This window comes from Mesorhizobium sp. B3-1-9 (genome assembly GCF_006439595.1).
In the GTDB taxonomy this organism is placed as follows: domain Bacteria; phylum Pseudomonadota; class Alphaproteobacteria; order Rhizobiales; family Rhizobiaceae; genus Mesorhizobium.
Genome location: NZ_VFTJ01000001.1, coordinates 495,379 through 515,026, shown reverse-complemented (window position 1 = coordinate 515,026; position 19,648 = coordinate 495,379). Strand labels below are relative to the sequence as shown.

Genomic DNA, 19,648 nt, shown 5'->3' with positions numbered 1-19,648 from the left:
CGTCAGACGCGTTCGATGATGGTGGCGGTGCCCATGCCGGCGCCGATGCAGAGCGTGACCAGCGCGGTGTTGAGGTCGCGACGCTCCAGCTCGTCAAGCACCGTGCCCAGGATCATGGCGCCGGTGGCGCCGAGCGGATGGCCCATGGCGATCGCCCCGCCATTGACGTTGATCTGGTCATGCGGGATGTCGAAGGCCTGCATGTAGCGCAGCACCACGGAAGCGAAAGCCTCGTTGAGCTCGAACAGGTCGATGTCCGACTGCTTCATCTTGGCGCGCTTCAACAGCTTCTCGGTGACGTCGACCGGACCGGTCAGCATCAGCACCGGTTCCGAGCCGATGTTGGCGAAGGCGCGGATGCGGGCGCGCGGCTTCAGTCCCATCGCCTTGCCGGCCTTCTTGGAGCCGAGCAGCACGGCGGCGGCGCCGTCGACGATGCCGGAGGAATTGCCGGCGTGGTGGACGTGATTGACCTCCTCGACCTCAGGATGCTTCTGCACGGCGACCGCGTCGAAGCCGCCCATTTCGCCCGGCATGACGAAGGACGGGTTGAGCGAGGCCAGAGACTGCATGTCGGTCGAGGGCCGCATGTGCTCGTCATGGTCGAGAATGGTGAGGCCGTTCTGGTCCTTGATCGGGATCACCGAATTCTTGAAACGGCCGTCGGCCCAGGCTTTCGCGGCGCGCTTCTGGCTCTCGACGGCATAGGCGTCGACGTCGTCGCGGGAAAAACCGTATTTGGTGGCGATCAGGTCGGCCGAGATGCCCTGTGGCACGAACCAGCCGGGCAGGCCGACGGAAGGATCCATGAACCAGGCGCCGCCGGACATGCCCATGCCGACGCGCGACATGGATTCGACGCCGCCGGCAATGACGATCTCGTCCGCGCCTTGCGCGATCTTGGCGGCGCCGAAATTGATGGCGTCGAGGCCGGAGGCGCAGAAGCGCGAGATCTGCATGCCGGGCGCCTTTGTGTCGTAGCCGGCCTCGAAGGCGGCGGCGCGCGGAATGACGGAGCCGGCCTCGCCGACCGGGTCGACGCAGCCGAAGATGATGTCGTCGACAGTGCCGGTGTCGAGCCCGTTGCGGTCGCGCAGCGCCTCGAGCGTCCTGGCGGCGAGCCTGACCGCCGGCACCTCGTGCAGCGAGCCATCCTTCTTGCCCTTGCCGCGCGGCGTGCGCACGGCGTCATAGACGTAAGCCTCAGTCATTTTCGTGCTCCTTGGCTTTGCCGGCCGCCGCGCTCAGAGAGAGCGCCCGATCAGCAATTTCATGATTTCGTTGGTGCCGCCGTAGATGCGCTGGACGCGGGCGTCGCGGTACATGCGGGCGATCGGATATTCATTCATGTAGCCATAGCCGCCATGCAGTTGAAGGCATTCGTCGACGACTTTGCCCTGCAGGTCGCTGAGCCAGTATTTGGCCATCGAGGCGGTCACCGGGTCGAGCCCGCCATCGATGTGGCGGGCGACGCAGTCATTGTAGAAGACGCGGCCGATGGTCGCCTCGGTCTTCAGTTCGGCCAGCTTGAACTGGGTGTTCTGGAAATCGATGACGGCCTTGCCGAAGGCCTTGCGTTCCTTGACGTAATCGATGGTGAGCGCCAGCGCCCGCTCGATCATGGCGATCGCGCCGGTGCCGATCTGCAACCGCTCCTGCGGCAGCTGCTGCATCAGTTGCACGAAGCCTTTGCCCTCCTCGTGGCCGAGCAGGTTCGAGGTCGGCACGCGCACGTCGTTGAAGAACAGCTCGGAGGTGTCGTTCGACTTCAGCCCGATCTTGTCGAGATTGCGGCCGCGCTGAAAACCCTCGACCTCGTCGGTCTCGACGACGATCAGCGAGGTGCCCTTGGCACCCTTGTCCGGGTCGGTCTTGGTGACGACGATGACCAGGTTGGCGAGCTGGCCATTGGTGATGAAGGTCTTCGAGCCGCTGATCTTGTAGTGATTGCCGTCCTTCTCGGCGCGGGTCTTGACGCCTTGCAGGTCGGAGCCGGCGCCGGGTTCCGTCATGGCGATGGCGCCGATCAGCTCGCCGGTCGCGAGCTTGGGCAGCCATTTCTGTTTCTGCTCCTCGGAACCGTAATGCAGGATGTAGGGTGCTACGATCGAATTGTGCAGCCCGATGCCGAAGCCGTCGACGCCGACATGGCCGATCGCCTCGATGATGGCGCTCTCATGGGCGAAGGTGCCGCCCGAGCCACCGTATTTCTCCGGCATGGAAGCGCAGAGCAGGCCGGCGGCCCCGGCCTTCAGCCAGCTCTCGCGGTCGAACATCTCGTTCTTCTCGAACTCGTCATAGCGCGGCGCGATTTCTTCCGACATGAAGCGGGACGCCATGTCGTAGAGCATGCCGACTTCGTCCGCCGCCCAGGCGGGCTTCGGCAGGCCAAGAATTTCGGCTGGATTTGTCGCCACGATTTCCTCCGCGTTCCGACAATTGTAGGCCGGCGGTGCCGGTCCGCCGAACCTAGAACGCTTCCGCCGGCAGCGCCATTAGCGTGTCCGCGCCGCTCGAGATGCGGGCAAGACGCGTCGCCGTTTCCGGCATGACGCGATCCATGAAGAAGCGCGCGGTCACCAGCTTGGTGTCGTAGAACACCGAAGCGCCGTTGGCGCCTTCCGCGAGCTTCGCCTGCGCGGATTTCGCCATCTGCGCCCACATGTAGCCCAGCGCCACCAAGCCGAAGAGATGCATATAGTCGGTCGAGGCGGCACCGGCATTGTCGGGTTTGGCCACGGCGTTCTGCACCAGCCACATGGTGGCCGCCTGCAAATCGTTGAGACCCTTCTTCAGCGCCTTGGTGAAGGACGCCATCTTCTCGTCGGCGCGGTTTTCCTCGCAGAATTCGCCGACTTCCTTGAAGAAGGCCTGCACCGCGCGGCCACCATTCTGCGCCAGCTTGCGGCCGACGAGGTCGAGCGCCTGGATGCCGTTGGCGCCTTCATAGATCATGGCGATGCGGGCGTCGCGCACGAACTGGCTCATGCCGTGCTCTTCGATGTAGCCGTGGCCGCCGAACACCTGCTGCGCCATCACCGCATGATCGAAACCCTTATCGGTGAGCACGCCCTTGACCACCGGCGTCATCAGGCCGGTGTAGTCGTCGGCCGCCTGGCGGTCCTTGTCGTCGCCCGAGCGATGCGCGACGTCGGACTTGATCGCCGTCCACAACGCCAGCGCGCGACCGGCCTCGTTGAACGCCTTCATGGTCATCAGCGAACGGCGGATGTCGGGATGGACGATGATCGGGTCGGCCTTCTTGTCCGGCGCCTTGGCGCCCGACAGTGAACGGCCCTGCAGGCGGTCCTTGGCATAGGAAACGGCGTTCTGATAGGCGATCTCGGAGACCGAAAGTCCCTGCAGGCCGACGCCGAGGCGGGCCTCGTTCATCATCGTGAACATGGCCTTCAGGCCGCCGTTCAATTCGCCGAGCAGCGTGCCCTCCGCCTCGTCATAATTCATGACGCAGGTCGAGTTGCCGTGGATGCCCATCTTCTCCTCGATCGAGCCGCAGGAGAGCGTGTTGCGCTGGCCGGGATTGCCCGAGGCATCGAGCTTGAGCTTCGGCACGATGAACAGCGAGATGCCCTTCACGCCTTCCGGCGCGCCCTCGGCGCGGGCAAGCACCAGGTGGACGATGTTGTCCGACATGTCGTGCTCGCCGGCGGAGATGAAGATCTTCTGGCCGGAAATCCTGTAGGTGCCGTCGCCGTTGGGAACGGCCTTGGTGCGCAGCAGGCCGAGGTCGGTGCCGCAATGCGGCTCGGTCAGGTTCATGGTGCCGGTCCAGGTGCCCTCGATCAGCCTGGGCAGCCATGTCGCCTTCTGCTCGTCCGTGCCGTGGGTGACGATGGCCGCGATCGCGCCTTGCGTCAGGCCGGGATACATCATCAACGCCATGTTGGCGGAGATCATATATTCGGAGACGGCGGTGTGGACGGCGTAAGGGAGGCCCTGGCCGCCGAACTCGGCAGGCGCTGCAAGCCCCATCCAGCCGCCTTCGCGATACTGGTCGTAAGCGTCCTTGAAACCCTTGGGCGTCGTCACCGAGCCGTCGTCATGGCGCACGCAGCCTTCCATGTCGCCGACGCGGTTCAACGGATGCATGACGTTTTCGGCAAGCTTGGCGCCCTCGGCGAGGATCGCCTCGAGCACGTCGGGCGTCGCATCCGAGAAGCCCGGAAGGTTGGAATAGCGCTGATAGCCCAGCACGTCGTTGAGAACGAACAGCGTGTCCTGGACCGGCGCCCTGTAGATCGTCATGCCTTCCTCCACCCTTATAGTGCCGGCCGGCCAGCAAGTTCCTTATCCACGTCCTGGACAGGAGGCCGGGCCAATGTCGATGCCCCGATAGCAAATATTGACGTTTGCGTAAACGTCAACTTCGTCGCAGCCAAGAATTTATGTGAGCGGTTCGGCATTGTGGCGACAAAAAAGCCGCGCGGCTACAGCCGCGCGGCTCTCCATTTCTGGGATCTTCCCTGTTGAGGGCCAGCGTTCAGCCGGCGGCGCTGGCCTGCGGCGCCGCTGTGCGCTCGACGAGCATCTGGCGCACCGCCGTCATCGACGTGCTCAACTCGTTGATGGCGTCGTCGATCAGCGCGCGCTGCTTCTGCAGGCGGGCGAGCTGCTTCTCCGACTTGTCGAGGGCCAGCCGCAACTGCTTGGTATTGGTGCCGGTCGGATCGTAGAGATCCATCATCTGCTTGACGTCGCGCAGCGAGAACCCGACCTTGCGGCCGAGCAGAATCAGCTTCAGGCGGGCCTTGTCGCGGCGCGTATAGAGACGGGTCGAGCCGTCGCGATGCGGATTGAGCAGGCCCTTGTCTTCATAGAAACGCAGCGTGCGCAGCGTCACACCGTATTTCTTGGCCATCTCGCCGATGCGGACGAATTCCTCGCCGGCTTCGAGCGGTATGTCATTGGTATTGGCCGCGGCTTCGCCCGGCGAAACAAGTTTCATGGTCACTGGCTTTCCCCTGGTGGCGTCGCGGTCTCGGACCAAGCGTCGCCTGAATGGAAGCGGGGGCGTGCTTCCAATCGTGGTTGCAACAAGTCAATCGCAAGAGGCACGACTTCGCACCTTTTACGTTTACGTCAATTCTATATCGACAGCCACGGGGTGACGCAAGGGCGTTGTCAAAACGGACCTTTATGCCGCACCCGTAAGGCGGCGCATGATTTATGCGCGTCTTCTTAAGCTTGGTTAACGCCTTGTTTACCACGTTGGGCGAAATGTGCGCATGTCGGTCACCCGTGGTTATCCTGTAGCGAATTTTTCACGGTTTTTCGAAGCGCGGGTGAAAACCCAGGAAGCCCGTCTTCCTCCGCGGCAAAACCGCCCGGCTCGCTTCGTTCCCGACAGGACTTTGGGAAACCGGCCTTTGGCCGGCCATTCTGAACACGGGCGCATCGATGAACAGCAAGCGGTCCTATCTCGATACACTCAACGCCGGCAGGCAACGCCGGCCGCAGCCCTCGCTCGAAGAACTGAACCGCTCGCTCGAAACGCTGGAGCAGCGGCTGGACCGGACGCGCGCCGACATGCCCGATCGCCCCGACCTGCGGCGGCCGGTCGAGCAGCCGCGTTATCCAAGCACGCAGCCTTACGGCCAGCCGCGCTGGTACGAGGATACCTATTCCGCGCAAAGGCCGCTGGACCGGCCGCAGCAGAATCCGGCACCGCAAAATCCCGGCCCGCAGAACCAATGGCCGCAAAATCGCGCCCCGCAAAATCCGACGCCCGCCGCGCCCGCCTTCGGCCAGAGCTACCAGGCGATCGCGCGTGACATCGACCGGGTGCGCGGCCAGGAAGACAGCGTCGCCATGGTCGGCAAGATCGCCGTCGAACTGCGCGGCCTGCGCGAGGAACTGCGCCACCAGATGACCGTCGGCCTGCAGCGCGAATTCGAAGCGTTCCGCCAGGACATCGATCGCGCCATGCAGGCCAACAGCCAGGGCGGCGCTCCGTCGAGCGGCATGCCCGACAAGAGCAGCGCCGAGCTCGGCCTCGAATTCGAGCGGCTTTCGGGAGCCATCCAGACGCTCGCCGAAAAAAGCGACGACCGCAGCATCAACCTGCTGCGGCTGGAACTGGAACAGGTAAAGGGCGCGCTGGACACGCTGGCGCGCGAGGAAAGCCTGCAGAAGGTCGACCGCCGTTGGGACGATTTCGACCGCCGCTGGAGCGCCTTCGAGGACCGCGTCGACGCCGACCAGCGCAAGCGCGCCGAAGGCCCGAGCCTTTCGGTGCTGACCGATCGGCTCGAACAGATCAGCAGCGCCGTCAGCAACCTGCCCGAATCGCTTTCGCTGCGCTCGCTGGAGGAGAAGGTGCGCACGCTTGCCGGCGCGGTCGACCGTTTCGCCGGCCAGCAGACCGCGCGCGGTGGCGAGACGCTCGCCATGATCGACGAGCGGCTGGATGAGATTTCGCGCGCCATCGTCGCGTCGACAGTAGCCGCGCAGGCCAATGCCTTCGATCCCGAAAGCTTCGGCCGGATCGAGAAGCGCATGGCCTCCCTGGCGGTTCAGATCGAAGAGGTCGCACAGTCGCGGCCTGGAGCGGAAGTTCTGGATCGCCTCAGTCTCCTGTCCAGCCGTGTGGATCAGCTGGCCGGCAGGGCGGACCTGCCCGAGCAGGCCATGGAGCGGCTCGGCAAGCAGATCGCCTTGATCACCGACAAGATGGACCGCGCGCCGGCCATGCCAGATGCCGACCAGATCTTCCAGGGCCTTGAGCAGCGCTTCGACGCGCTGTCAATACTGCTTGAGCGCCGCCAGGGCGATGCGATCGAACAGGGCAATATGCTGTTCCGCGATCTCGAGCGTCGGCTGGACGAGGTCGCGGACAGGCTCGACCAGCGCATGCGCCGGGACGAGAGCGCCGGCATCATGGAGGCGATCGACGCCCGCTTCACCGCTTTGGCCAAGCGCATCGAGACGCGCACGCCCGATCCCGCCAACGAGATGGCGATCCGCGGGCTGGAAAGCCGGCTCGAGGACATTTCCAGCCGGCTGGAATCGTCCGCGCAGCAGGTCGCGGGCATCGATCCGGCACTGATCCGCAGCCTGGAAGCGCAGGTCGCCGGCCTGTCGGCGCATCTTTCCAAGCCGGGCACGCCGCTGCCCGAGTTCGAAGACATAAGCCCGCGCCTCAACCAGATCGAGAAGTCGCTGGCCGGCACGCGCGATTCCATCCTGAGCGTGGCGCGCGAGGCGGCCGAGAGCGCCGTCAAATCGCTTTCCGACTCGACGTCCAGCACGGCCCAGACCAACGCGACCGCCGTTGCCGGCCTCGCCCAGGATCTGAAGACGCTCGAGGCGCTCACCCGGCGCTCCGACGAGCGCAACTCGCGGACATTCGAGGCGATCCACGACACGCTGCTGAAGATCGTCGACCGGCTGGGCTCGCTGGAAACGAGCGAGGCCAGCGAAGCGGTCAGCGAGTTGGTCGATCCGCAACCGGCCGGCAAGCGCGGCGGCCGCGGCGGCAAGATAGCGGTGCAGGACGCGCCTTCGATGGACATCGACCAGCCGCTGCCGCTCACGGGAGACATGGCCAGCCTGGAAGGCCGCGCGGCGGCGATCATGCGCGATGAGCCAGATGCGCCGCGCACGCCCGCGGAAGCCGCGGCCGCAGCGGCCATGGCAGCGCTCGGACCGGACGTGATCGGCGACAAGAGCGAGACGGCCGGCCGCAGGAAATCGATGTTCAGCGGCCTGGCGCGCGCCTTCAAGGGCAAGAAGGATGCGGATACGCCGCCGCTTGCCGGCTCGGCGCCGGTGGGCGACGTGCCAAGCGTCGACATCGACGAGCCGCTCGACCCCAAGGCCGCCAACCGGCCATTGGAACCAGGTTCCGGCGCGCCGGACCTCAACGCCATCATGAAGCGTGTGCGCGACGAGCGTGGCGGCCAGCCGGCCCGGCGCGCCGAGGGCGACGCCGCCAAGTCCGATTTCATCGCCGCGGCCCGCCGCGCGGCCCAGGCCGCCGCCGCGGAAGCCGACACGCTGAAGCGGCAATCGACCATGACCGGCCCGGTGAAGGCGCTGAGGATAGGCGACCTGCTCAAGGCGCGGCGCAAGCCGATCCTGATGGCGGCGGCGGCGATCATGATGGCGCTGGCGGGCCTGCAGCTGGGCAAGGCCTTCTTGGCCGATCCCGTCGAAACGGCCAACAACCAGCCCGCCCCGATCGTCTCCACGCAGACGGTCGATACGGCTTCGCTCGAGGCCACAGCCGCACCGAAGGCCGACACGGACACCGCACAGGCCGAAAGCACCCCGGCCCGCCCCGTCAGGCAGGCAGAGCCCGTCAAGGACGCGGCGCCGGCTGCTTCCATCCCCGCAAGTCCTGAAGCTGCCGCCGCCATGCCGGCCGAACCGACGCCCGCGCCAGTGGCGCTTGCCGCGCCGGCGCCGGCCCCGCTGGCGTCGGCGACGCCGTCCGAACCTGCCGCCGGCACCGGCGCGACGGACACGGATGGCGACACGCAGCCGATGGCCAAGGCCCCGGATACGGCCAGCCCCGCCGCCGGGAGCTCCCCCGCCGGCGCGCCGACTGTCACCTCCGCCGACACGACAGGCGCCGTGCCGCCCGCGGCAAGTCAGACGGCCGCAGCCAAATTCGACATTCCCTCCGAAATCGGTCCGGTGGCGCTGCGCGACGCGGCCGCCGGCGGCGACGCCAAGGCGCTGTTCGAGATCGGCTCGCGCTACGCGGAATCGCGCGGCGTGAAGGAAGACATGAAGGCAGCCGCCAAATGGTATGAGCAGTCGGCCGAGCTCGGCTTCGCGCCGGCCGAATACCGTATCGGCAATTTCTACGAAAAAGGCATCGGCGTCGCGCGCGACATCAAGAAGGCCAAGACCTACTATCAACTCGCCGCCGAACAGGGCAACGCCAGCGCAATGCACAATCTGGCGGTGCTGTTCGCCATGGCGGCGGACGGCGTGACCGACAATGAATCGGCGACGCACTGGTTCCAGGAAGCCGCCGACCTCGGCGTCAAGGACAGCCAGTTCAACCTCGGCATCCTGGCCGCCAAGGGCGTCGGCATGAAGCAGGACCTGGAAGAATCCTACAAATGGTTCGCCCTGGTCGCCAAGACCGGCGACAAGGACGCTGCCGCCAAGCGCGACGAGATCGCCAACGCTTTGCGGCCCGAGCAGCTCGAGCGGGCGCGCGCGGCCACGGAATTGTGGAAGGCCAAGCCGCTCAACGCGGCCGCCAACTCGGCCGACGTTCCGGAGTCCTGGCAGGACAGCGCGCCGCAGACCACCGCCAGCATCGACATGAAGAAGGCGGTGAAGAACATCCAGCTGATCCTCAACAAGAACGGCTATGACGCCGGCGGCGCCGACGGCGTGATGGGCGGCAAGACCAAGACCGCCATCATGGCCTTCCAGACCGACAACAAGATGAAGCCGACCGGCGAGATCGACGCGCCGCTCGTCAAGGCGCTCCTGGCGAAGAAATAACGGCAGGCGCGTCGCATACGCGACGCCTTGCCACACATTTGCCTGTTAACTGATTGAGATGGTTTTTGTTTCGGCGCGGCGGCGGGGGTTGAACCCGCCGCCGCGCCGTCGCAAGAAAAAATTGGCTTTTCGGTGCTTTATTGTCCGGGGACGGCACTTTGGGCCGACAGACAAACTGATCGAGACAGACGGGTGGGCATCTATCTCCCGATCGCGGAAATTTCCGTCAACGTCTTCGTGCTGCTGGCGATGGGCGCGGCGGTGGGCTTCCTGTCGGGCATGTTCGGGGTCGGCGGCGGCTTCCTGATTACCCCGCTCCTGATCTTCTACAACATCCCGCCGGCGATCGCCGTCGCCACCGGCGCAAACCAGGTCATCGCCTCCTCTTTCTCCGGCGCGCTTTCGCATTTCAAGCGCGGCACGCTCGATTTCAAGCTGGGGGGCGTGCTACTGGCCGGCGGCATCGTCGGCTCGACGGCCGGCATCTTCGTCTTTGCGCTGTTGCGCCGCCTAGGCCAGTTGGACCTGTTCATCTCGCTGCTCTACGTCGTGCTGCTCGGCACCGTCGGCGGACTGATGCTGGTCGAGAGCGTCAACGTGCTGCGCGCCAGCCGCAGCGGCGCGGCGCCGGTGCTCAAGAAATCCGGACAGCACAACTGGATCCACCGGTTGCCGTTCAAGATGCGCTTCCGCGCTTCCAAGCTCTTCGTCAGCGTCATCCCGGTGCTCGGGCTCGGCGCCGGGATCGGCTTCCTGTCGTCGATCATGGGCGTCGGCGGCGGCTTCATCATGGTGCCGGCGCTGATCTACCTGCTCAAAGTGCCGACCAATGTCGTCATCGGCACCTCGCTGTTCCAGATCATCTTCACCTCGGCCTATACGACGCTGGTGCACGCCACGACCAACCAGACGGTCGACGTGATCCTGGCCTTCCTGCTGATGGCCGGCGGCGTCGCCGGCGCGCAATACGGCGCCAAGGCCGGCCAGAGGCTGCGCGGCGAGCAGTTGCGGGCGCTGCTGGCGATGCTGGTGCTGGCCGTCGCCATCCGCCTTGCCGTCGATCTCTTCGTGACGCCGCCCAATCTTTATTCGCTTTCCGCCGCGGGCCTGAACTGATGGCGGCACGACGAGCATTTGCAGCCGCCGCCTCGTTGTCGATGCTCTTTGCCCTTTCCCCGGCAACCGCGCAAACGCCGCTTGCCGAAAGCATCCAGATCGGCCTGTCGACCGACGCCGTTTCGATCACGGCGGGTTTCTCCGGCGCCGACCTGACCATCTTCGGATCGCTGGAAAATCCCGATCCGCTGGTCGCGCGCCAGGGGCGCTATGACGTGATCGTCGTGCTCGAAGGCCCGCCACGTCCTGTTGTCGTCCGGCGCAAGGACCGGGTGCTCGGCGTCTGGGTCAACCTGGACTCGGAGACGTTCGAGAACGTGCCGGTCTCCTATTCCGTCGCGACGACGCGCCCGCTGCAGGACATCGCCGAGCCTGCCAAATACAAGCAGCTCTCGCTCGGCGCGCAGAACCTCTACATGAAGCCCGCCGACGAGACCGACAGCCCGGCAACCATCGAGGAATTCACGGCCGCGCTACGCGACCGCAAGGCGGCGACGGGCCTCTACAGCGAAAATGTCGGCGGCGTGCAGTTCCTGTCGCAGAACCTGTTTCGCGCCACCGTGCGGCTCGCGCCCAACGTGCCGGTCGGGACCCATAAAGCCCGCGCGTTCCTGTTCAAGAGCGGCATGTTCGTCAAGGAAAGCTCGGCCCAGCTCGAAATCCGCAAGTCCGGCTTCGAGCAATCGATCTTCCGCGTCGCGCACGACTATTCCTTCTTCTATGGCGTGTTCGCCATATCGCTCGCCATGCTGACCGGCTGGCTGGGCCGGCTCATCTTCCGCAAGGATTGATACCCGCGGGAAAAATGGGAAGACCCATTTTCCCGTGAAAAGAGGGTTTCCCTTTTCCCGGTTTTGCGATACATCGCCGCCTCCCAGCCCTAGGGACAAGCACACATTTCGATTTTCGGCAGAGCGGTCCGGCTTTCCGGACGACGGCGCGCTTCGCGTCGTCGGCAACCCTGCCCCAGGCAACGACAGGAGGCTGCGATGCGATCGGCATTCGGCGGCATCGATTTCGGCACGTCCAATTCCACCGTGGGCGTGATCCGCGACGGCCGGGCGCGACTGGTGGCGCTGGAAGGCGAGCAACCCACCTTGCCGAGCGCCGTGTTCTTCAACTTTGAGGACGGCTACACCTATTTCGGCCGCCGCGCGATCAGCGACTACACCGACAGCGTCGAAGGCCGGCTGATGCGCTCGCTGAAGAGCGTTCTCGGGAGCACCCTCGCCAACGAAAAGACGCGCATCAAGGCGCGCCAGGTCGGCTTCATCGACATTGTCGGCATGTTTGTCGGCCATTTGAAGAAGCGGCTGGAAGAAGACGCCGGCGGCCCGGTCGAGAATGTGGTGCTGGGCAGGCCCGTGCAATTCGTCGACGACGACGCGGCCGCGGATGCAAAGGCGCAGGGCGAGCTCGAAAAAGCCGCCCGCGCGCAAGGCTTCAAGCACATCGCCTTCCAGTTCGAGCCGATCGCGGCGGCGCTCGATTACGAGCAGAACGTCACCCGCGAGGAGTTGGCGCTGATCGTCGACATGGGCGGCGGCACGTCCGACTTCTCGATCGTGCGGGTCTCGCCGGAACGCGCGCGCTCGAGCGACCGCAAGGCCGACATCCTTGCCAATTGCGGCATCCATATCGGCGGCACCGATTTCGACCGGCTGCTCAGCATCGCCCATGTCATGCCCGAGCTCGGCTATCTGACACGGACCAAGGACCACAAGCGCAACCTGCCGGCCGCCTATTTCATCGACCTCGCCACCTGGCAGCGCATCAATCTCGTCTACACCGCCAAGGCGATGACGGATCTGAGGCAGATCCGCTACGAGGCCGAGCGTGCCGACCTCGTCGACCGCTTCATCCATGTCGTCGAGCATCGCTACGGCCATGCGCTGGCGGGCCTGGTCGAAAGGGCCAAGATCGCGCTCACGGACCAGCCCTCGGCCGAAGTGAAGGTGTCGCTGCCCGGCGCGCGCTTCGCGGCCCAGATCACGCGCACCGGCCTGGAGGAGACGATCGGCGGCGACATCGAACGCGTGGCCGCTACGGTCCAACAGACGATCGCCGACGCCGGCATCCCTGCCTCGGCCATCACCGCCGTGTTCCTCACCGGCGGTTCGACCGCCATCCCGCTGGCGAAACGGCAGATCCTGGCGCTGGTGCCGCAGGCATCGGTCATCGAAGGCGACATGTTCGGCTCGGTCGGCCTGGGACTCGCGCTCGACGCACAGCGCAAGTATGCGTGAGGGCTGGAGGTTGACTAAGACGCCAGTCACTTCGTCATCCACGGGCGGAGCAAGGAGCGAAGCGACGCGCGCAGACCCGAGGATCCATTCCGTGACTTTGAAGCGTTGCTCCGGTGCAGAATTCTGCTCCGCTGCATTCCACGTCGAAGGTCACGGAATGGATCCTCGGGTCTACGCTCCGCTTCGCGTCGCTCCGCCCGTGGATGACGAAGTTCGGAGGCTTTCGGCTAATCGCGAGCGTTCGCGATGATCAGCATCCCAAGAACATAGTCCGGATGCCGCCTGGGCTCAGCCGACCTTTCCGCCCAGATGCGCCTTCAGCGCCATCTGGGCGAGGCTCGCCTGGCGGTCGCGATGCGTGATCATGGCGAAGTCGCGCTTCGGCAATTCGACCGGCACGGCCCTGAGGCTGCCCTCCGCCAGGGAGCGCGCGACGACGAGTTCCGAGATGATCGTCGCCCCCGCGCCGGCCTCCACGGCCTGACGCACGGCCTCGTTGCTGGGCAGGACGAGGAAAATCTGCAATTCCGCTGGCGGAACCCCCTGACTGAGCGCGAAATCCTCCAGCGCCTCGCGCGTGCCCGACCCGCCTTCCCGGATGATCCAGCGCAACGCCCTGATGTCGAGGTTTCCCGCCCGGGTCATCGGAATCTCGGGATGCGAGCGCGCCACAACCAGCATCGGGCGATCCTCATCGACCGTGGCGCGGCGCAGGATGTCGGACTCGGTGCGGCCCTCGACCAGGCCGAAATCGGCGCGGCCGTCCAGCACATTGGTCTCGACCTGCCTGGTGTTGCCGATCGTCACGCTCAGCTTCACGGCCGGATAGGCTTCGTGGAAGGCAGCAAGGCGACGCGGCAGCCAGTAGCTGGCGATGGTCTGGCTCGCCGCGATCGACAGGCTGCCGGCGACGGTCTGCGAGACATCCTCCAGAACGCCGCGGGCAGCGGTGGCGCGATCCAGGACCGCCTTCGCCTCCGGCAGGAAGCGATGGCCGGTCTGCGCCAGTTCGATGTTGCGGCCAACCCGGTTGAACAGGCGCACGCCATGCTGGCTTTCGAGCGCGCGGATGGCGGCCGAGGCCGCCGACTGCGAGATGCCTAGCCGCTCGGCGGCCTTGGTCATATGGCCGTGCTCGGCGACGGCGACGAAGATGCGCAACTGGTCGAGAGTCATGGCGCAACTAAGAAGCAAAATCGATCGGAATTACAAGAGCCGCTTGTTAGACGCATCAATGGCTTTGTTCTAAGTTTTTGCCTGAAGTTGGAAAAAATTGGTCGCCAGAGACCAAGAGTGGGAAATGATAGGGCGCTTCAAATCCCTGTTCGCGCATTGGAACCGCCGTCTGAAGCGGCAGTTAGCCGGCGAGCGCTATCATCCCGAACTCCACTACATGCGCGGTCCGGGACCCAAGACGAAGGCCAAGATGGCGAACGGCAAGAGCGTTCGCGGATCATGAGCAAAGCCGCGCCGCGCGGCGCCAATTCCGCCCCCTCGCAGCGTCCGCTGGCCGACAGCCGAGCGCCGGACGAGGGCGACGGCATCGAGACCTCGCCAAGCGTCTCCGACCGCACTGCCAAGACCACCTGCTACATGTGCGCCTGCCGCTGCGGCATCGACGTCCACATCAAGGACGGCAAGGTCCGCTACATCAACGGCAACAAGGACCATCCGGTGAACCGGGGCGTGATCTGCGGGAAGGGCAGCGCCGGCATCATGCAGCACTACAGCCCAGCGCGGCTGCAGAAACCACTGCTGAGGACCGGGCCGCGCGGCTCGGGCGAGTTCCGCGAGATCGAGTGGGACGAAGCGCTGACCATCGCCACCGAAAGGCTGTCGTCGATCCGGCGCACCGACCCGAAAAAACTCGCCTTCTTCACCGGACGCGACCAGTCGCAATCGCTGACCGGCTGGTGGGCCTCGAAATTCGGCACGCCCAATTTCGCCGCGCATGGCGGCTTCTGCTCCGTCAACATGGCGGCCGGTGGGCTCTACACGATCGGCGGCTCGTTCTGGGAATTCGGCGAGCCCGACTGGGACAACACCAGATACTTCATGCTGTTCGGCGTCGCCGAGGACCATGATTCCAACCCGATCAAGATCGGCCTCGGCAAGCTCAAGGCACGTGGTGCCAAGGTGGTGTCGATCAACCCCTGCCGCACCGGCTACAACGCCATCGCCGACGACTGGATCGGTATCCGACCGGGCACGGATGGCCTGTTCGTGTTGGCGCTGGTCCATGAGTTGCTCAAGGCCGGCCGCGTCGATCTCGACTATTTGCTGCGCTACACCAACGCGTCGGTGCTGGTCGTGCAGGAGCCGGGGGCCGCCGATGACGGGCTGTTCGTGCGTGACGCGGACGGCAATCCGCTTGCCTGGGACAGGGCGGCCAAGCAACCGGTCAATGCGGCCGACCCCGAAGCAAAGCCAGCGCTGACCGGCTGCCATGAGGTCGGCGGACAGCGCTGCGTGCCTGTCTTCCAGCTCATCGCCGAACGCTATCTCGACGAGACGTATTCGCCGGACGCCGTGGCGGAGCGCTGCGGCGTCAGCGCGGAAACGATCCGGCGCATCGCGGCGGAGCTGGCGCATGTCGCCTTCGAGCAGACGATCGAACTGCCCATAGCCTGGACCGACTGGGCGGGCCGGCGGCACGAGACGATCAAGGGACGGCCTGTCTCGATGCATGCCATGCGCGGCATCTCGGCACATTCCAACGGTTTTCACACCTGCCGCGCCATCCATCTGCTGCAGGTGCTGCTCGGCACCGTCGATGTCCCCGGCGGCTTCCGCTTCAAGCCGCCTTATCCGCGCCCGGCGCCGCCGGGGCCGAAGCCATGCGGAAAAAACGTTCGGCCGATGACGCCGCTCGACGGCATGCCGCTCGGCTTCGTCTGCGGACCGGACGATCTTCTCGTCGACGACGCCGGCCAGCCCACCCGCATCGACAAGGCCTATTCCTGGGAAGCTCCCCTGGCCGCGCATGGGCTGATGCACTCGGTCATCCGCAACGCCTGGGCCGGCGACCCTTATCCGATCGACACGCTGTTGATGTATATGTCGAACATGGCGTGGAACTCGTCGATGAACACCGTCGAGACGATTGCCATGCTAACCGACAAGGACGAGGCCGGCGCCTACAAGATCCCCTTCATCATCTATTCCGACGCCTATTACTCCGAGACCGTGCCCTTCGCCGACCTGGTGCTGCCCGACACCACCTATCTCGAGCGGCACGACTGCATCAGCCTGCTCGACCGGCCGGTCAGCCATGCCGACGGGGCCGCCGACGCCATTCGCCATCCGGTGGTGCAGCCGGACCGCGACGTGCGGCCGTTCCAGTCGGTGCTGATCGAGCTCGGCGCGCGGCTTGGCCTGCCGGGCTTCGTCGACGAGGACGGTTCGGCCAAATACAGCTGTTATGCCGACTACATCGTCAACCATCAGCGCACGCCCGGCATCGGCCCTTTAGCCGGCTGGCGCGGCAAGAATGGCGGCTCGATCGGCAGGGGCGACGTCAACCCCGACCAGCTGCAGCGCTACATCGACAATGGCGGCTTCTGGCATCACGATTTCTCCGACGACCAGCGCTATTACAAAATGGGCAACCGCGCCTATCTCGACTTCGCCGGCGAGATGGGTTTCATCCCCAAGGCCGAGCCTATTGTCTTCCAGCTCTACTCGGAGCCGATGCAGCGGTTCAGGCTTGCCGCGCGCGGCCATGGCAAGGTGCAGCCGCCCGACGCCGAGCGCGGCCGCATCGAAGCCTATATGGACCCGCTGCCCTTCTGGTACGCGCCCTTCGAGGACGATACCGTCGGCCTCGAAAAATATAGGCTGCATGCGCTGACGCAGCGGCCGATGCATATGTACCATTCCTGGGGCTCGCAGAATGCGTGGCTGCGGCAGATCACCAGCCAGAACCGGCTGTTCGTCCATCACCAGACGGCCGCCGGTCTCGGCCTTGCCGACGATGACTGGGTATGGATCGAGAGCATCAACGGCCGGGTGAAAGGCCAGATCAAGCTGATCGACGGCGTGAATCCGGACACGGTGTGGACCTGGAACGCGGTCGGCAAGCGGCGCGGCAGTTGGGGCCTGAAGGACGACGCGGCGGAGAGCAATCGCGGCTTCCTGCTCAACCACATCATCGGCGACCAGACCGCGGCCGACGCCAGCGGCAGGCGCTATTCCAATTCGGACCCGGTGACCGGCCAGGCGGCGTGGTTCGACGTGCGCGTGCGGATCGTCAAATGCGCGCCGCAGGAAGCCGGCTTCACCGAGCCGCAATTCGAGCGTTTCGCCCAGCCGCCGCATTTCGAACCTTCGCCCGAAGTGCTTCGCTTCGGCGCCGCGTTTCGCTTGAACAGGGAAGCCGCCGAATGACCTGCCTTCCCGCCCGGACCGACAAGAAACTCGGCCTCGTCATCGACCTCGACACCTGTGTGGGCTGCCAGGCCTGCGTCACCGCCTGCAAGGAGTGGAACACCGGTGGCCACATGGCGCCGCTGACCGACATCGATCCCTATGGCGGGCAGGTCGACGGCGTCTGGTTCAACCGCGTGCACGCTTACGAGCACACGACCGAAATGGGCGGCCGCACGGTGAACTTTCCGCGTTCCTGCCTGCATTGCGAGCAGCCGGCCTGCGTCACCGTGTGCCCGACCGGCGCCTCCTACAAGCGCGCCTCGGACGGCATCGTGCTGGTCGACGAGGATAAATGCATCGGCTGCAAATTATGCAGCTGGGCCTGCCCCTACGGCGCGCGCGAGTTCGATACCGATGTCGGCGTGATGAAGAAATGCACGCTGTGCGTCGACCGCATCTACAACGACAATCTGGCCGAGGAGGATCGCGTGCCCGCCTGCGTCGCCGCCTGCCCGACCAGCGCCCGGCATTTCGGCGATCTCGGCGATCCAGCTTCGGCGATCTCGCAGCTTGTCGAGGAGCGTGGCGGCGTGGCGCTGATGCCGGAGCTTGGCTACAAGCCGACCAACAGATATCTGCCGCCGCGTGCCCGCAGCGAGCGGGCGGCGAAGGTGGACGCACCGGTACTGGAGCCGATCAAGGCCGAGGGCGGCTTTCTCGGCTGGATCGATCGCATGCTTTCTAACTGACCAATCATGCATCCCGCTTTCTCGGTCGTCTTCTTCACCACAGCCACAGGGGCCGGCTACGGCCTGCTGGCGCTGCTCGGCCTGCTTGGCGGGTTGGGGTACATCCCAGCCGATTTCTGGCTGGGCTTTGTCGGCATGGGGTTGGCGCTCGGCCTGATCGCGGCCGGATTGCTGTCATCGACCGGGCATCTCGGCCGGCCCGAGCGGGCCTGGCGTGCTTTTTCTCAGTGGCGCAGCTCGTGGCTGTCGCGCGAAGGCGTGGCGTCGGTCGCCACCTTCATTCCGGCTGCCTTGTTCGGCATCGGCTGGGTGCTTCTCGGCCGCAGCGGCGGCTGGGTGGCGATCGCCGGCCTGCTGGCGGCGGCCGGCGCGGTGACGACAGTCTGCACGACGGGCATGATCTACGCCTCGCTGAAGCCGATCGCCCAATGGCACAGCCGCTATACTTTGCCGGCTTATCTCATTTTCGCAGCGATGACCGGAAGCGTTCTCGCCAACGCTTTGCTCCAGGGGTTCAAGCTGGATTCAACGGCGGTGCTAATCTGCGCGTTGCTTGCCACGCTTATCGGTTGGGGCTGGAAGCTTGCGACCTGGCGCTACAATGACCGGTTGGAGATCCCGACCACGGCCAACACGGCGACTGGTTTGGCAGGCGGCTCGGTGCGGTCGATCGAATGGCCGCACACCGAAGAAAATTATCTGCTGAAGGAAATGGGCTTCCGCATCGCGCGCAAGCACAGCGCCAAGCTGAGGCGGATCGCCCAAGGCCTGGCTTTCATCGCGCCGGCTGTCCTGCTTGCCGTCGCGTTCGCCTTGCCGTGGCCCTACGTGGCGATTGCGTCGGCGCTCGCGGCTATGTCCCAGCTCGCCGGCATGCTTGTCGAGCGCTGGCTGTTCTTCGCCGAGGCGAAGCACACCGTGACACTCTATTACGGCCGCGAGTAGTCTTTCAGCCCGGCCGCAGCATCGAGCCGGAAATGGCGAAGATGCGCTCGGCGCCGAGCATATAGGCCATCAATGTTTCCAGCCGGAACAGGCCGGAATAGGCGCGGTCGAGCACGTTGAGCGAGCCGGTATAGGCGCCGAAGGCCGGCATGATCATGCGGCCGCCGTCGCCGGCGAAGCAGCGCCGCCTGACGGAGCGGCCGCGCTGGACGATGCGAGCGCAAGGGTGGAGATGGCCGGCGATTTCGCCCTCAACCCACGTCTTCGACGGCTCGTGACGGAAGAGCAGCGAGCCGATGGCGAGTTCCTTGACGGTCTCGCCCGGCAGGTCGGCGGGCGCATCGGGATCGTGGTTGCCGGCGACCCAGAACCAGTCGCGGCCTGCCATCATCGCTTCCAGCCTTTCGCGAAAACTCAGATGCATGCGCTCGGCGCCGCCGCCGTCGTGGAAGGAGTCGCCCAGGCTGACGACGATCCGCGGCTGGTAGTCGGCGATGACCGCCTGAAGCCGCAGCAAGGTGGCGCCGGTGTCGTAAGGTGGGATCAGCGCGCCGCGCCGGGCGAAGGACGAGCCCTTTTCGAGATGCAGGTCGGAGACGGCAAGCAATCGCAGGTCGGGGAAATAGAGAACGCCGCGCCGGTCGCAGACCGCACGCTCGCCGGCGATGCCGACGAGATCGGCCTCGGCGATCAGCGTTGCGCGCGACAAAGAAAAATTCATCCCCTCCTAGGCCTTCT

13 protein-coding genes are annotated in these 19,648 nt (G+C 65.4%); 7 read left to right on the top strand and 6 right to left on the bottom strand.

The window, feature by feature from the left end:
• Positions 1 to 2: 2 nt before the first annotated feature.
• The 4 genes from FJW07_RS02395 to FJW07_RS02380 all read right to left on the bottom strand — a co-directional run bounded on the left by FJW07_RS02395 (position 3) and on the right by FJW07_RS02380 (position 4,966).
• Complete coding sequence (locus FJW07_RS02395; protein WP_140645285.1) at positions 3 to 1,211, bottom strand: acetyl-CoA C-acetyltransferase; 1,209 nt, start codon at positions 1,209 to 1,211, stop codon at positions 3 to 5.
• A 33-nt stretch (positions 1,212 to 1,244) separates the two neighbouring features.
• Complete coding sequence (locus FJW07_RS02390) at positions 1,245 to 2,417, bottom strand: acyl-CoA dehydrogenase family protein (protein ID WP_140782186.1); 1,173 nt, start codon at positions 2,415 to 2,417, stop codon at positions 1,245 to 1,247.
• 52 nt (positions 2,418 to 2,469) lie between these two features.
• Positions 2,470 to 4,266: an acyl-CoA dehydrogenase gene (locus FJW07_RS02385; RefSeq protein WP_140854192.1), complete on the bottom strand. Its 1,797-nt coding sequence runs from the start codon at positions 4,264 to 4,266 to the stop codon at positions 2,470 to 2,472.
• A gap of 235 nt (positions 4,267 to 4,501) precedes the next feature.
• Positions 4,502 to 4,966, bottom strand: a complete 465-nt coding sequence (locus FJW07_RS02380; protein ID WP_140659424.1) for a MerR family DNA-binding transcriptional regulator — start codon at positions 4,964 to 4,966, stop codon at positions 4,502 to 4,504.
• A 452-nt stretch (positions 4,967 to 5,418) separates the two neighbouring features.
• On the opposite strand from FJW07_RS02380, the gene FJW07_RS02375 reads away from it, so the two are divergent.
• From FJW07_RS02375 to FJW07_RS02360, 4 genes are all read left to right on the top strand, one after another.
• Positions 5,419 to 9,486, top strand: a complete 4,068-nt coding sequence (locus FJW07_RS02375; protein ID WP_140854190.1) for an SEL1-like repeat protein — start codon at positions 5,419 to 5,421, stop codon at positions 9,484 to 9,486.
• A gap of 192 nt (positions 9,487 to 9,678) precedes the next feature.
• On the top strand, positions 9,679 to 10,602 hold the full coding sequence (locus tag FJW07_RS02370; protein ID WP_140854188.1) for a sulfite exporter TauE/SafE family protein: 924 nt from the start codon (positions 9,679 to 9,681) through the stop codon (positions 10,600 to 10,602).
• Complete coding sequence (locus FJW07_RS02365) at positions 10,602 to 11,393, top strand: TIGR02186 family protein (RefSeq protein WP_140854186.1); 792 nt, start codon at positions 10,602 to 10,604, stop codon at positions 11,391 to 11,393. The genes FJW07_RS02370 and FJW07_RS02365 overlap by 1 nt, the downstream gene beginning before the upstream one ends.
• Before the next feature lie 198 nt (positions 11,394 to 11,591).
• Positions 11,592 to 12,848 (top strand): Hsp70 family protein, encoded by a 1,257-nt coding sequence (locus FJW07_RS02360; RefSeq protein WP_140854184.1) that lies wholly within the window; start codon positions 11,592 to 11,594, stop codon positions 12,846 to 12,848.
• Between the two features lie 288 nt (positions 12,849 to 13,136).
• On the opposite strand, the gene FJW07_RS02355 is transcribed toward FJW07_RS02360, so the two are convergent.
• On the bottom strand, positions 13,137 to 14,024 hold the full coding sequence (locus FJW07_RS02355; RefSeq protein ID WP_140854183.1) for a LysR family transcriptional regulator: 888 nt from the start codon (positions 14,022 to 14,024) through the stop codon (positions 13,137 to 13,139).
• 279 nt (positions 14,025 to 14,303) lie between these two features.
• Here FJW07_RS02355 and FJW07_RS02345 point away from each other — a divergent pair, with 279 nt between their 5' ends.
• The 3 genes from FJW07_RS02345 to FJW07_RS02335 are packed head-to-tail and all read left to right on the top strand — an operon-like array spanning position 14,304 to position 18,910.
• Positions 14,304 to 17,234: a molybdopterin oxidoreductase family protein gene (locus tag FJW07_RS02345; protein ID WP_140854179.1), complete on the top strand. Its 2,931-nt coding sequence runs from the start codon at positions 14,304 to 14,306 to the stop codon at positions 17,232 to 17,234.
• Positions 17,231 to 17,965, top strand: coding sequence for a 4Fe-4S dicluster domain-containing protein (locus FJW07_RS02340; protein ID WP_140854177.1), 735 nt, complete (start codon positions 17,231 to 17,233; stop codon positions 17,963 to 17,965). Before FJW07_RS02345 ends, FJW07_RS02340 begins: the two co-directional genes overlap by 4 nt.
• A gap of 6 nt (positions 17,966 to 17,971) precedes the next feature.
• Positions 17,972 to 18,910, top strand: coding sequence for a DmsC/YnfH family molybdoenzyme membrane anchor subunit (locus tag FJW07_RS02335; protein ID WP_140854175.1), 939 nt, complete (start codon positions 17,972 to 17,974; stop codon positions 18,908 to 18,910).
• A gap of 4 nt (positions 18,911 to 18,914) precedes the next feature.
• On the opposite strand, the gene pdeM is transcribed toward FJW07_RS02335, so the two are convergent.
• Positions 18,915 to 19,631, bottom strand: coding sequence for a ligase-associated DNA damage response endonuclease PdeM (pdeM, locus tag FJW07_RS02330; protein ID WP_140782194.1), 717 nt, complete (start codon positions 19,629 to 19,631; stop codon positions 18,915 to 18,917).
• Between the last annotated feature and the right edge of the window lie 17 nt (positions 19,632 to 19,648).